Genomic DNA, 12,616 nt, shown 5'->3' with positions numbered 1-12,616 from the left:
GCGCTAGTGGACTCCCCGGGTTCCGGCGTAGGGCAGGAAGCCGACTTTGGCGTACACGTCCTTCAGCGTTACCGAGGCGATCTCCCGGGCCTTGTCCGCCCCCACGGCGAGCAGCCGGTCGAGCTCCGCGGGGTCGGCGAGCAGCTCGTTGGCGCGGTCCCGGATCGGCGAGAGGTGCGCGGTGACCGCTTCGGCCAGGTCCACCTTGAGGTGGCCGTACATCTTGCCCTCGTACGCTGCCACGAGCTGGTCAACGCTCTGGCCGGTGATGGCCGAGTAGATCGTCAGCAGGTTGGAGACGCCTGGCTTGGCCTCGCGGTCGAAACGGATTTCGGTTTCCGCGTCCGTCACGGCGGACTTGATCCGCTTGGCAATCACCTTCGGCTCGTCCAGCAGGTTGATCAGGCCCGCCGGGGACTCCGCGGACTTGGACATCTTCGCCGTCGGGTTCTGCAGGTCGTAGATCTTGGCCGATTCCTTCTGGATGAAGGGCTGCGGGACTGTGAACGTCTCCCCGAAGCGGGTGTTGAAGCGCTGCGCCAGGTCCCGGCTCAGCTCCACGTGCTGGCGCTGGTCCTCGCCGACCGGTACGCCGTGCGGCTGGTACAGCAGGATGTCCGCGGCCTGCAGGATCGGGTAGGTGAACAGCCCGACGCTGGCCTGGTCGGACCCCTGCTTCAGGGCCTTGTCCTTGAACTGGGTCATCCGGGAGGCCTCGCCGAAGCCGGTGATGCAGTTGAGCACCCAGGCCAGCTGGGCGTGCTCGGGGACCTGGGACTGGACGAAGAGCGTGCACTTGTCCACGTCGACGCCGCCGGCAATGTACTGCGCGGCGGTGACCCGGGTGCGGTGGGCGAGTTCGGCCGGGTCCTGCGGAACCGTGATGGCGTGCAGGTCCGGGATGAAGAACACGGCGTCGTATTCGTCCTGCATCCGGACCCAGTTCACCAGGGCACCCAGGTAGTTGCCCAGGTGCAGGGAGTCCGCGGACGGCTGCATGCCCGAGAGGATGCGGTGTCTGGTGCCGGCGACGGCGGGGGTCCGGCCGGCGGCCGAGAGGGCGGCGTCGGCGTCGGCGACTGCCACGGTCGGCGCGGTGGAAGGAGAAGTCATCAGGGGAACCTTTTGGCTAGAGCCGGTAGTCCACTACCAGCGGGGCATGGTCGGAGAAGCGGGTGTCCCAGGACGGCGCCCGGTCGACAACTGCCGACACCGCTGCAGCGGCGAGAGCGGGCGTGGCCATGTGGTAATCAATGCGCCAGCCGCTGTCGTTGTCGAACGCCTGTCCCCTCTGCGACCACCAAGTGTAGGGGCCGTCGACGGTACCCGCCAGGCCCCTGTGAACATCCTTCCAGCCGATTTCCTCGCCGAAGAAGCGGTCGAAATAGGCGCGCTCCTCGGGCAGGAAGCCGGCACGCTTGACGTTGCCCTTCCAGTTCTTGATGTCCAGCTCCGTGTGGCCGACGTTGAGGTCGCCCACCACGAGGGCGTGGTCGCTGTGCTTGGCCAGTTCCGGCAGCCGGGTCGCCATCATGTCCAGGAAGCGGAACTTGTCGTCCTGCTTCGGCGTGCCGGCTTCCCCGGAGTGGACGTAGGCGCTGGCCACGGTCAGCTGGGAGGCCTCGCCCGCGGCGTCACGGACGATGTAGTCGGCCTCGACCCAGCGGCCGGCGGTGGCGAAGTAGTCGTCGCCGATGCCGGTGCGGGTGGCGACGGGTTCGGCGCGGGAGGCGACGGCGACACCGGCACGGCCCTTGGCTTCGGCCTCGGCGTGCAGGATGTGCCAGCCCTCGCCGAGCAGCTCATGGACGATCGCGTCAGGCGCGCGGACCTCCTGCAGGCAGAGGATGTCCACGTCCCGCGGCGCCAGCCACTCCGCCATGCCCTTTTTGTAGGCGGCGCGGAGGCCGTTGACGTTGACCGATGCGATGCGAAGGTGGTCCTTCTTCAATGCCGAGCTCACCCGCTCCACTCTAGTCGATGATGGTTCCGCTGACGGGCTCGTCGGAGCCGCCCCCGGTCTTGATCATGTCCCGGGCATTGGTGGCCGTGATCTCGATGGTCTCCAGCGCACGGCGGATGGTGTCCTGGTCCGAGGCCTCGCCCTTGGCCCGTTCCTGCTCCACCACGCGGACCTGCACCTGCACAATTTTGAAGGAGTGGTCCAGCTTCATGTCGCGGATGTCGTCCGCCTCGCGGCGGTCCCCCACCAGGCGCGTGCCGCCGTGGTCGGCACTGCCGGACGACGGCGCCCGGCCCACCGCCGAGTTGAACGCGTTCTGCGCCTCGTTGAGCTTGGCTCCGGCCCTCTTCGCGGCCCGCTGGATGCTGAACACCACAAAGGCTGCCAGCGCGAGCCAGAACGCGGCGATGACGGCCACAACCCAGCCCACGACGTCGTTCTGGTTCGCCGCGAAGATGACCGCCACGAGGAAGGCGATGATAAAGACCGTCATCCCGAGTCCGCCGATGCGGAACATCGAGAACTTTCCGGTGGCGGCAGTGAACGCGGACGGCTTGGAGGTGGGGTTGCCCAGTGATCGCATGAGCCTATTATCGCAAACCGGCCGGGCGCCGGGCGGCGCTTCCACCCCGGGCGAACGGTGCGCGCATCCTCAGGAGCGGACCAGGCAGAACGGGTGGCCGCTGGGGTCGGTGTAGACCCGGAAGGCCTTGCCGCCGGCGAACATGTTCGTTGCGCCGAGCTTCAGCACCTGCGCCTCGGCGGCGTCCAGGTCCGGCACCATCACGTCGACGTGCATCTGCTGCGGGTGCTCGGCATCGGGCCACTGCGGCCGGACCAACCGGTCGACCCGCTGGAAGGCCAGGGCGGGGCGGTCGGCGGCGTCGCCGATCGAGATCCAGTCCGCGTCCTCCTGGACCCGGATCATGCCGAGCAGCTCCTGGTAAAACGCCGCGGCCGTGTCCGGCTGCTCGCAGTCGATGACGAGGGCGTGCCAGCGTCCGATCATGGGGTTCTCCTTAGCTACGGGGTGTCTCAGGTGGTGGCCGTGACCGCCGGTTACTTCAGGAACAGCCGGCGGAGCCGGCCGGTGGTGAGCGCGACGCCGAGGACGATCATGACGAGGTAGTAGCCGATGTGCACCGCGGTGGCCGGGGTGAACACGCCCACGCTGATCTGGCGCAGCAGTTCCACCCCGTGCCACAGCGGCATCGCCTGGATCAGCCACTGGATCCACTGCGGGTACACGGCCAGCGGATAGAAAGTCGCGCTGAAGAGGAACATCGGCAGCATCACGAAGTTGATCCAGTCCATCTGCTGGAAGGTCTTCATAAAGCTGGTGATGCCCATCCCGAAGCTGGCAAACCCGAAGGCAATCAGGACCGAGGCCGGGATCATCACGATGGCCCACGGGGTGGTGATCAGCCCCATCACGCCCATCACGGCGGTGAAACCGGTGGCATACATGGCACCGCGGAGCAGGGCGAGGAAGATCTCACCCATCGCGACGTCGATCGGCCCCAGGGAGGTGTAGAGCATCCCCTGGTAGAGCTTGGAGAAGTTCATCTTGAAGAAGACGTTCCACGTGGAGTCGTAGACGGCCCCGTTCATCGCCGAGACCGCCAGCAGCGCCGGGGCGATGTACGCGGCGTAGCTGATCTCCTGGCCGCCCGGGCCCTGGACGGATCCGACGATCACCCCGAGGCCCACGCCCATCGAGATCAGGTAGAGCACGGGTTCGAAGAAACCCGAGACCATGACCATCCAGTTGCTGCTTTTGGTGGCCATCAGCCCGCGGGCGACGACGGCGCGCACGTTGCGTGAGTAGAGCGGGCCGAAGGGGCGGTTGCGGGCGGCCTCGGTGACGCTGTGGCCGTCGGCTGGGTGTCCCGAATCGTGGTGTCCGGCGAGCAGGCTCATGATGCCATCCTTTTGGCGAACAGGCGCCGGCTCAGGACCCAGCCGATGACGGCGAGGCCGACCAGGAAGACGATGTGGACCAGGGTGAGCAGCGGCGCTTCCTCGTAGCCGTAGCTGACGACGCGGCCCAGTTCGGTGCCGTGCCAGATCGGCGAGATCCAGCCGATCCAGCGGACCGCCAGGGGCAGCGTGTCCAGCGGGAAGAAGGTGCCGGAGAACAGGAACAGCGGCATCACGATGAAACGCATCACCATGGCGAACTGGCCCTTGTCGGTGGTGACCGTGGCGGCGTAGGCCATCAGCGGCAGGCCGAAGGACAGCCCGGCCAGGGTGGCCACCAGGATGGAGACCCAGCCCCAGGCCCCCGGGGAGGCCCCGAACAGGGCCACGACGCCGAAGTAGATCGCGGACTGCAGCACGAACCGGATGGTGACGGCGATGATCTGCCCGGCGGCGATCTGTTCCGGCGTCAGCGGCGAGGCGTGCGGGCCGTAATAGACCCGGCGCCATTTGAAGCCGTCCATCACCGGGAAGGTGAATTCGTTCGCGGCGGTCATCACGGCGGCGGAAATCAGCAGCGCGGGGGCGATGAACGTCAGGTAGCTGACGCCGCCGAAGACCGAGGTGGAGTTGGTGTCCACGAGGGTGGCCAGGCCCACGCCCATCGCGAAGAGGTAGGCGACCGGCTGGCCCACGCCGTACATCACGATGGTCCAGCCGTAGCCCTTCATCACCCGCAGGACCTGCTCGGCGTAGTAGAAGGCCCCCCAGCGGCGGGCGCGGGCTGCTGAGACGGCCGGCGAGTGCGCGCGCAGGGCGGGCGCCGCCGTCGTCTCCGGACTAGTCAACGAGGCTCCGGCCGGTCAGGCGCAGGAAGACATCCTCCAGCGAGGAGCGGCGCACCAGCGAGGTGACGGGGCGAAGTCCGCGGTCCGAGACCTGCTCCAGGGCGGCTTCGCCGTCGTGGGCATAGATGAGGACGCGGTCCGGCAGGGTTTCGATCCGTTCGCCGATGCCTTCGAGCTCGGCGGCGACGGTGGCGTTGCGCTCGGAGCCGAAACGCAACTCGAGGACCTCGCGGGTGGAGTAGTCGCGGATCAGGCTCGCGGGGGAACCCTCGGCCATGATCTTGCCCTTGTCCACCACGATCAGGCGGTCGCAGAGCTGCTCGGCCTCGTCCATGTAGTGGGTGGTCAGGATCAGGGTGACGCCCTGCTCCTTGAGCCGGAACAGCCGGTCCCAGAGGATGTGCCGGGCCTGCGGGTCCAGGCCGGTGGTGGGTTCGTCCAGGAGCAGAATCCGGGGCTCGTTGATGAGGGAGCGGGCAATCGTGAGGCGGCGCTTCATGCCGCCGGAGAGCGCGTCCACCTTGGACTTGGCCTTGTCCGTCAGCTGCGCGAACTCCAGCAGCTCATCGGCCTTGGGCTTGAGGTAGCTCATCGGCAGGCCAAAGTAGCGGCCGTAGACCAGCAGGTTGTCCCTGACTTTGAGTTCCTCGTCCAGGTTGTCCTGCTGCGGCACCACTCCCAGGTGGGCGCGAACTTCCGGGCCGTGCTGCTCCGGGTCCAGACCCATGATGCTCAGGCTGCCGGAGGTGCGCTGCGCGACCCCGCCGATCATTTTCATCGTGGTGGACTTGCCAGCGCCGTTGGGGCCGAGCAGTCCGAAGGCTTCACCGGCCGGCACGCGGAAGGAAATGCCGTCGACGGCGGTGACGTCGCCGTAGGTTTTGGTGAGGTTTTCGGCGGTGATGACGTACTGCGGTTCGCCGCTTTCGGCGGGGCTGCTCACGAGAGCTTCTTTCGAGACAAGTTCAGACACCCGGAACACGGTAGTCCATCCCGGCAAACTATGAAAGAGTCTTTTCGTAAAAATATCAAGACGTTTGCCAATTCGTGATGATGCTTAACGGCGCAGGGGCGCCCGCTCCCTGAGGAGGGGCGCCCCTGCGCCGGCTACACACCCGCGGCCCTAGGCAGTGGCGCGTGAACTTTCCAGGTGGCGTTCGGCGGTTTCCACCACGTTCGCCAGCAGCATGGCTCGGGTCATCGGCCCCACTCCCCCGGGGTTCGGCGAGAGCCAGGCGGCGACGTCGGCTGCGGCGGGGTCCACGTCGCCGGTGACCACGGCCTTGCCGCTGCCGTCGTCGACGCGGCTGACGCCGACGTCGAGCACAATCGCCCCGGGCTTGAGGTCCGCGGCCTTGATCATGTGCGGCTGGCCGGCCGCGGCAATCACGACGTCGGCCTGCCGGAGTTCGGCGGGCAGGTCCACGGTGCCGGTGTGGGCGAGGATAACGGTGGCGTTGACGTCCTTGCGGGTCAGCAGCAGGCCCACCGGACGGCCGATGGTGACGCCGCGGCCCACCACGAGGACGCGTTTACCGCTAAGGCTGATGCCGTGCCGGGTCAGGAGCTCCACACAACCCTTGGGTGTGCAGGGCAGCGGCGACTTCATCGGAGAGTTGACGTTGGCGACCAGCCGGCCGAGGTTCATCGGGTGCAGGCCGTCGGCGTCCTTCTCCGGGTCCATGGCCTCCAGGATGACATCCTGGTCGATGTGCTTCGGCAGCGGGAGCTGGACAATGTAGCCGGTGCACTCCGGGTTCTCATTGAGCTCCCGCACCACCGCCAGGAGTTCGTCCTGCGTGGTCTCTTCCGGCAGGTCGCGGCGGATCGAGGTGATGCCCACCTCGGCGCAGTCCTTGTGCTTGCCGCCCACGTACCAGGTGCTGCCCGGGTCCGAGCCGACCAGGATGGTGCCCAGGCCCGGGACGATCCCCTTGGCCTTGAGCGCGGCGACGCGTTCGGTCAGTTCGGCCTTGATCGCGGCGGCGGTGGCCTTGCCGTCGAGGATCCGGGCGGCCTGCGCCTGGGTCTGTGCGGATTCCGAAGTCTGGGAATCAGTGGCTGTCATCGAATCACCACTGCTCGTGCTGCGGGTACAGCGGGAAGTCCTCGGCGAGCTTGTCCACGCGCGCCTGGAGGTCCTCGACGTCGGTCGCGGCGCCCGCCTTCAGCGCGGTGGCAATAATCTCGGCCACCTCGGTGAATTCCTTGGCGCCGAAGCCGCGGGTGGCCAGGGCCGGGGTGCCGATGCGCAGCCCGGAGGTGACCATCGGCGGGCGCGGGTCGAACGGCACGGCGTTGCGGTTGACCGTGATGCCCACCGAGTGCAGGAGGTCCTCGGCCTGCTGGCCGTCCAGCTGGGAGTTGCGCAGGTCCACCAGGACCAGGTGCACGTCGGTGCCGCCGGTGAGGACGGAGACGCCGGCGTCGGACAGGTCGGACTGGTTGAGCCGGTCCGCGATGATCCGGGCGCCTTCCAGGACGCGTTCCTGGCGCTCCTTGAATTCCTCGGTGCCGGCGATCTTGAAGGCCACGGCCTTGGCCGCGATCACGTGCATCAGGGGTCCGCCCTGCTGGCCGGGGAACACGTTGGAGTTGATCTTCTTGGCCCACTCCTGCTTGGCCAGGATGACGCCGGAGCGGGGGCCCGCGAGGGTTTTGTGCACGGTGGAGGTGACGACGTCGGAGTACGGGACCGGACTCGGGTGCAGCCCGGCGGCGACGAGACCGGCGAAGTGCGCCATGTCGGTCCAGAGCAGCGCGCCGACCTCATCCGCGATCGAGCGGAAGGCCTCGAAGTCGAGGTGGCGGGGGTATGCGGACCAGCCGGCGATGATGACCTGCGGCTTTTCGGCGATGGCCTGGGCCCTCAGCTTGTCCATGTCGACCCGGAAGCTGCCTTCCTCGACCTGGTAGGCGGCAACCTCGTAGAGCTTGCCGGAGAAGTTCAGCTTCATGCCATGCGTGAGGTGGCCGCCGTGGGCCAGCGAGAGGCCCAGGATCTTGTCCCCGGGGGTGATCATGGCGGACAGCGCGGCGGCGTTGGCCTGCGCACCGGAGTGCGGCTGGACGTTGGCGAACTCCGCGCCGAAGAGCTCCTTGACCCGGTCGATCGCAAGCTGCTCGGCGACGTCGACGTACTCGCAGCCGCCGTAGTAGCGGCGGCCAGGGTAGCCCTCGGCGTACTTGTTGGTCAGGACGGAGCCCTGCGCCTCCATGACGGCGCGCGGCGCGAAGTTTTCGGAGGCGATCATTTCCAGGGTGCCGCGCTGGCGGCCGAGCTCCTGGGCCAGGACGGCGGCGATTTCGGGATCGAGTTCAGCAAGGGGCTGGTTGCTCACGGCTGCTGAGGAAAGGCGAAGGGAAGTAGTCACGAAGAACTCCTGGCTTGGCAACGGTCACTGCTTTAAGGTCAGGTTACCGGCTGGCCCGCGGCAGCGCCGCAAAATTACGGCTCCCAAAAACGGGGCCGGACTGCGGGCGCGGCACCCCTCAGGGATACCGTCGGCGGGCCGGCAGCGGGCTGCCAACCGGAAAAACGTGACCCTCGGCCCAGGCGTACGATCCGTGGTCTGCGTGCGTGCCGCTCCCTGGTGGTTACCCACCCAACGCCAGTTGCGACGCGTCCAGCCTATCCCAGCCGCGGGTAGGCTGTCTTTCGTGACTGACGAGAAGCTGACTGCCTCCTACATCCTGACCCTCTCCTGCCCGGACCGGCCCGGAATCGTGCACGCCGTCGCCGGCGCCCTCCTGGTGGCGGGCTGCAACATTACGGATTCGCAGCAGTACGGCAGCCAGGGCACCGGCACCTTCTTTATGCGGGTGGAGGCCACGACGGCGGCCCCGCCCGCCGAACTGCACGCCGCTCTGGAACCCGTGGCCCAGGCCTTCGACATGCAGTGGAGCCTCAATCCCGCCGGCCGGAAGGTCCGCACCCTGCTGATGGCGAGCACCTCCGCACACTGCCTCAACGACCTGTTGTTCCTGCAGCGCTCCGGCACCCTGCCGATCGAAATCCCCGCGATCGTCTCCAACCACCGGGACCTGGCCGGCCTGGCCGAGTTCTACGGCATCCCGTTCCATCACATCCCGGTTACCAAGGACGCCAAGGTCGAGGCCGAGGACGAACTGCGCAAGCTTATGGCCGAGCACGACATCGAACTCACGGTCCTGGCCCGGTACATGCAGATCCTCTCCGACGAGCTGTGCACCGAGCTCACCGGCAAGGCCATCAACATCCACCACTCGTTCCTGCCCTCCTTCAAGGGCGCCAAGCCCTACCACCAGGCGCACGCCCGCGGCGTGAAACTCATCGGCGCCACCGCGCATTACGTCACCGCCGCCCTGGACGAGGGCCCGATCATCGAACAGGAAGTCATCCGGGTGGACCACCGGCGCAGCGCCGAGCAGTTCGTCCAGATGGGCCGCGACGTCGAGGGCCGCACCCTCGCCCAGGCCGTGCAGTGGCACGCCGAACACCGGGTGCTGCTGGACGGCAACCGGACCGTGGTGTTCAGCTAAGGGCGTTCAGCTGGGCCCTTGCCTTGGACGGCCGCCCGCCCTTGACTGGGACCATGGGTACAACACCGACGGAGGAGCTGGCCGGCTTCATCGCCCTGCTCAAAGCCGAGGGCCTGCGCGGCGTGCTGGGCCTGGACTGCGGGCCCGGCACGGACGGGATCGCTTTTGTCCGGGCGGGCATCCACTTCACCGGGGTGGACGCCTCGGAGGAGAACATCCATGCCGCCCGCGCCCGGGGGCTCTCGGCCTCGGTCGCGACCGGGGCCGCCCTGCCCTTTGCCGACGCGGCGTTCCCCGCCGTCTGGGCAGTGGACGCGCTGGCGGGCCTGCCGCCCGCGGAGTGCGACGACGTCGTCCGGGAACTCCGGCGCGTGGCCGAACCCGGCGCGCCGATCGCCGTCGTCCTCCCAGAGTCCGGGCACCCCGAACGCGGTTTCACGGTCCTCCGCTCCCCCGCCTGAGCCCTCCCTCACTTCCGGCAGGCATTCCTCCAACGCTCCCTCACGTCCGTCAGGCTCTCCTCCGACCCTCCCTCACGTGAGTCAGGCTTTCCTTCAACCCTCCCTCACGTCATGCGGGCTTTCCTCCAACCGTCCCTCACGTCATGCGGGCTTTCCTCCAACCGTCCCTCACGTCCTTTGGGCTGCGGCCGAACCCTCCCGCACCGATGACGGGATTGTCCCCGCAGAACTGTTAAATCTGCGGAAGGGTCAGATCAACACCCGCCCAATCTGCAGGAGGGTCACGTCAACACCCGCCAGAACTGCGGGAGGATCACGTCAACACCCACAAGAACTGCGGGAGGATCACGTCAACACCCACAAGAACTGCGGGAGGATCACGTCAACACCCACAAGAACTGCAGGAGGGTCACGTCAACACCCGCCAGAACTGCAGGAGGATCGCTTCGATACCCGCCGGACCTGCGGGAGGGTTTTCAGGGGCGCCGGACGCTGCGCATGTAGCCACCCAGGAAGCCGCCCACAATCAGCACCACGGCGCCCGCCCGCGCCAGGTTCACCCCCAGCCGGTGGCGTTCCTTGCGCCGCGCGCGCCAGGAGGCCAGGAAGATCAGCGTCCCGCCCAGGTTGGCGGCCGCATGCACGACGCCGATGCGCCGCGTGGCGGTGTCCGCCCGCGCCCACTCGGCCCAGCCGCTGAGTCCCGTCGGGGCCGCGGCGAGCACGCCGAGCCCCACCAGCCGGCGGGCGGCCCGGCGGGAGCCCTGGTCCGGGAAGAAGTCCAGGAACACCGCCATGAACCACGCCCCGAAGGGCACATCGGTGAGGATGGTGTGCGGCGGGATACCGGTGGCGTCGCCGCGGAAGAAGCGCCGCAGCCGGGCGTCGGCGATCAGCCGGGCGGCCAGCGGCTCCGCGGTCCGGACCGCCGGGTCGAGCGCCTTGGCCTCACCCAGGCGTTTCATCAGCTGCAGGAACATGGCGGCCACCTCCGGACGTGCACGGGAATGGCCACGATCCTACTCAGCGAAGCCGCCGCTGCAAGAGGCCGGTGTCCTAGGCTGGAGGCATGACTCCCGTTTACGCTTTCGCCGGCGATACCCCGGCTGTCCACGAATCCGCTTTCGTCGCCCCGAGCGCCTCGATCATCGGCAAGGCCACCCTGGCCGAGCACTCCAGCGCCTTTTACGGCGTGTCCGTCCGGGCCGACACCGCGGCGATCACCGTCGGCGCAGGCAGCAACCTGCAGGACAACGTCGTGCTGCACGCGGATCCGGGCTTCCCCTGCAGCGTCGGCGCCCGGGTCAGCGTCGGCCACAGCGCCGTGGTGCACGGCTGCACCGTCGAGGACGACTGCCTGATCGGCATGAGCACCACCATCCTCAACGGCGCAGTGATCGGCGCCGGCTCGCTCGTGGCGGCCGGGGCGGTGGTGCTTGAGGGCACGGTGGTCCCGCCACGTTCGCTGGTGGCCGGTGTGCCCGCCAAGGTCCGCCGCGAGCTGAGCGACGAGGAGTTCGAGGGGGTCAAGCGCAACGCAGCCCACTATCAGGAGCTCGCCCGGGCGCACCGCGAAATTCACAGCTGACTCACAGGGACCGGCCATGATTGCCGCCGGACACGGTCACGGCGGGTTGCGTTAACTTCTTGACTACAACGTCGTGATGGGGCACGCTTCATTGCATGCCCTCACCAACGCGCTCAACGAGGAGCCGCACCAAAAACCCCGGGTCGCAGTCCGCGCTTCGCCATCTCAACCAGCAGCGGATCATTGAATGCCTGCTGGCAGGGCCTTCCACGCAGGCCGAACTCGCCCGCCAGACCGGCCTTTCCACGGCCACCGTCTCGAACATCGTCAAGATCATGCAGGACGCCGGGCTGGCATCCACGGAGCCGATCACCAGCTCCGGACGCCGCGCCCTGAACGTCCGGCTCAACAGCAACGGCGCCGTCGCCGTCGGCATTGACTTCGGCCGGCGCCACCTCCGGGTCGTCCTGGCCTCGCTCAGCTACCACGTGGTCGCGGAAGAATCGGTCCTGCTGCCCCTGGGCCACCACGCGGAGGAAGGCATCGCCGCCGCCGTCGGGGTGCTGGACCGGCTGCAGGCCGGAAGCGGGGTGGAACGCAGCGCCCTGGTGGGCGCCGGCGTCGGCATCCCGGGCCCGATCGACCGCCGCACCGGCACCGTGGCGCAGGGCGCCATCCTGCCCGAGTGGGTGGGCATCAACATCCTCCAGCGGCTCGAGGAAGCGCTGGATCTCCCGGTTTTTCTGGACAACGACGCCAACCTCGGCGCCCTGTCCGAGGTCACCTGGGGACCGCACACCGGCATCAGCAACCTGATGTTCATGAAGATCGGCTCGGGCATCGGCGCCGGGCTGATCCTGAACGGCATGCCCTACTACGGGAACGTGGGCATCACCGGCGAAATCGGCCACGCCACGATCCACGAGCACGGCCTGGTCTGCCGCTGCGGCAACCGGGGATGCCTGGAGACGATCGCCTCCACCACCACCATGATCGAACTCCTCAGCCGGGGCGAAGACAAACCCCTGACCGCGGAGGACATCGTGCGCAAGGCCCTCGCCAGGGACTCCGCCACCCTCCGGGTGGTGGACGACGCCGGGCTCGCCGTCGGCCGTGCGCTAGGCAATGTCGCGAACCTCATCAACCCCGAGGTGATCGTGGTCGGCGGCCCGCTGGCAGGGCTCGGCGAACTGCTCCTGGACCCGATCCGGCGCGGCCTGGTGCGCCACGCGGTCCCCGTCATCGGCGAGACCACCACCCTGACAATGTCCTCGCTCGGCGACCGCGCCGAGGCCCTCGGGGCCACGGCCCTGGTGTTCCAGCATGCCGGAATCCGGCGAAACTAACGCAGCCGTTATCGTGCCGTTGCGTTAAA

General features: G+C 68.0%; 14 protein-coding genes and 1 riboswitch. Of the genes, 4 read left to right on the top strand and 10 right to left on the bottom strand.

Features of this window, described 5'->3' with window-relative positions; translation table 11 throughout:
- Window positions 1–3: 3 nt before the first annotated feature.
- The 9 genes from trpS to glyA form a co-directional block, all read right to left on the bottom strand.
- Window positions 4–1,113, bottom strand: a complete 1,110-nt coding sequence (trpS, locus tag ABLI39_RS15450) for a tryptophan--tRNA ligase (protein ID WP_349414347.1) — start codon at window positions 1,111–1,113, stop codon at window positions 4–6.
- Between the two features lie 16 nt (window positions 1,114–1,129).
- Entirely contained in the window at window positions 1,130–1,963 is an 834-nt protein-coding gene (locus ABLI39_RS15445) for an exodeoxyribonuclease III (protein WP_349414346.1), read from the bottom strand.
- Between the two features lie 10 nt (window positions 1,964–1,973).
- Window positions 1,974–2,546: a hypothetical protein gene (locus ABLI39_RS15440; RefSeq protein WP_349414345.1), complete on the bottom strand. Its 573-nt coding sequence runs from the start codon at window positions 2,544–2,546 to the stop codon at window positions 1,974–1,976.
- A 69-nt stretch (window positions 2,547–2,615) separates the two neighbouring features.
- Entirely contained in the window at window positions 2,616–2,972 is a 357-nt protein-coding gene (locus tag ABLI39_RS15435; RefSeq protein WP_349414344.1) for a VOC family protein, read from the bottom strand.
- A gap of 50 nt (window positions 2,973–3,022) precedes the next feature.
- Complete coding sequence (locus ABLI39_RS15430) at window positions 3,023–3,883, bottom strand: ABC transporter permease (protein ID WP_349414343.1); 861 nt, start codon at window positions 3,881–3,883, stop codon at window positions 3,023–3,025.
- Complete coding sequence (locus ABLI39_RS15425; protein ID WP_349414342.1) at window positions 3,880–4,731, bottom strand: ABC transporter permease; 852 nt, start codon at window positions 4,729–4,731, stop codon at window positions 3,880–3,882. The genes ABLI39_RS15430 and ABLI39_RS15425 overlap by 4 nt, the downstream gene beginning before the upstream one ends.
- The gene (locus tag ABLI39_RS15420) at window positions 4,724–5,674 is read right to left on the bottom strand and encodes an ABC transporter ATP-binding protein (RefSeq protein WP_349414341.1); all 951 of its coding nucleotides are present in this window, start codon (window positions 5,672–5,674) and stop codon (window positions 4,724–4,726) included. The genes ABLI39_RS15425 and ABLI39_RS15420 overlap by 8 nt, the downstream gene beginning before the upstream one ends.
- Window positions 5,675–5,854: 180 nt before the next feature.
- Window positions 5,855–6,799, bottom strand: coding sequence for a bifunctional methylenetetrahydrofolate dehydrogenase/methenyltetrahydrofolate cyclohydrolase (locus ABLI39_RS15415; protein WP_349414340.1), 945 nt, complete (start codon window positions 6,797–6,799; stop codon window positions 5,855–5,857).
- Window positions 6,800–6,803: 4 nt separating this feature from the next.
- Entirely contained in the window at window positions 6,804–8,105 is a 1,302-nt protein-coding gene (gene glyA, locus ABLI39_RS15410; protein ID WP_349414339.1) for a serine hydroxymethyltransferase, read from the bottom strand.
- Between the two features lie 169 nt (window positions 8,106–8,274).
- Window positions 8,275–8,360: riboswitch (ZMP/ZTP riboswitch) on the bottom strand.
- 31 nt (window positions 8,361–8,391) lie between these two features.
- Between glyA and purU the strand changes: the two genes are divergently transcribed.
- Both purU and ABLI39_RS15400 read left to right on the top strand, forming a co-directional pair.
- On the top strand, window positions 8,392–9,252 hold the full coding sequence (purU, locus tag ABLI39_RS15405) for a formyltetrahydrofolate deformylase (RefSeq protein WP_349414338.1): 861 nt from the start codon (window positions 8,392–8,394) through the stop codon (window positions 9,250–9,252).
- Window positions 9,253–9,305: 53 nt separating this feature from the next.
- The gene (locus tag ABLI39_RS15400; protein WP_349414337.1) at window positions 9,306–9,713 is read left to right on the top strand and encodes a class I SAM-dependent methyltransferase; all 408 of its coding nucleotides are present in this window, start codon (window positions 9,306–9,308) and stop codon (window positions 9,711–9,713) included.
- A gap of 476 nt (window positions 9,714–10,189) precedes the next feature.
- On the opposite strand, the gene ABLI39_RS15395 is transcribed toward ABLI39_RS15400, so the two are convergent.
- Window positions 10,190–10,693: a DUF2231 domain-containing protein gene (locus ABLI39_RS15395; protein WP_349414336.1), complete on the bottom strand. Its 504-nt coding sequence runs from the start codon at window positions 10,691–10,693 to the stop codon at window positions 10,190–10,192.
- 89 nt (window positions 10,694–10,782) lie between these two features.
- Here ABLI39_RS15395 and ABLI39_RS15390 point away from each other — a divergent pair, with 89 nt between their 5' ends.
- Both ABLI39_RS15390 and ABLI39_RS15385 read left to right on the top strand, forming a co-directional pair.
- Window positions 10,783–11,301 carry a gamma carbonic anhydrase family protein gene (locus ABLI39_RS15390; protein WP_349414335.1) on the top strand — a complete coding sequence of 173 codons (519 nt, stop codon included), beginning with the start codon at window positions 10,783–10,785 and terminating at the stop codon, window positions 11,299–11,301.
- 95 nt (window positions 11,302–11,396) lie between these two features.
- Window positions 11,397–12,587, top strand: a complete 1,191-nt coding sequence (locus ABLI39_RS15385; RefSeq protein WP_349414334.1) for an ROK family transcriptional regulator — start codon at window positions 11,397–11,399, stop codon at window positions 12,585–12,587.
- The last annotated feature ends 29 nt before the right edge of the window (window positions 12,588–12,616 follow it).

It is taken from the genome of Pseudarthrobacter sp. B907, assembly GCF_040137805.1.
Classification (GTDB): domain Bacteria; phylum Actinomycetota; class Actinomycetes; order Actinomycetales; family Micrococcaceae; genus Arthrobacter.
The sequence above is the reverse complement of the archived record's forward strand: the minus strand, read 5'-3'. Positions and strand labels throughout refer to the sequence as shown.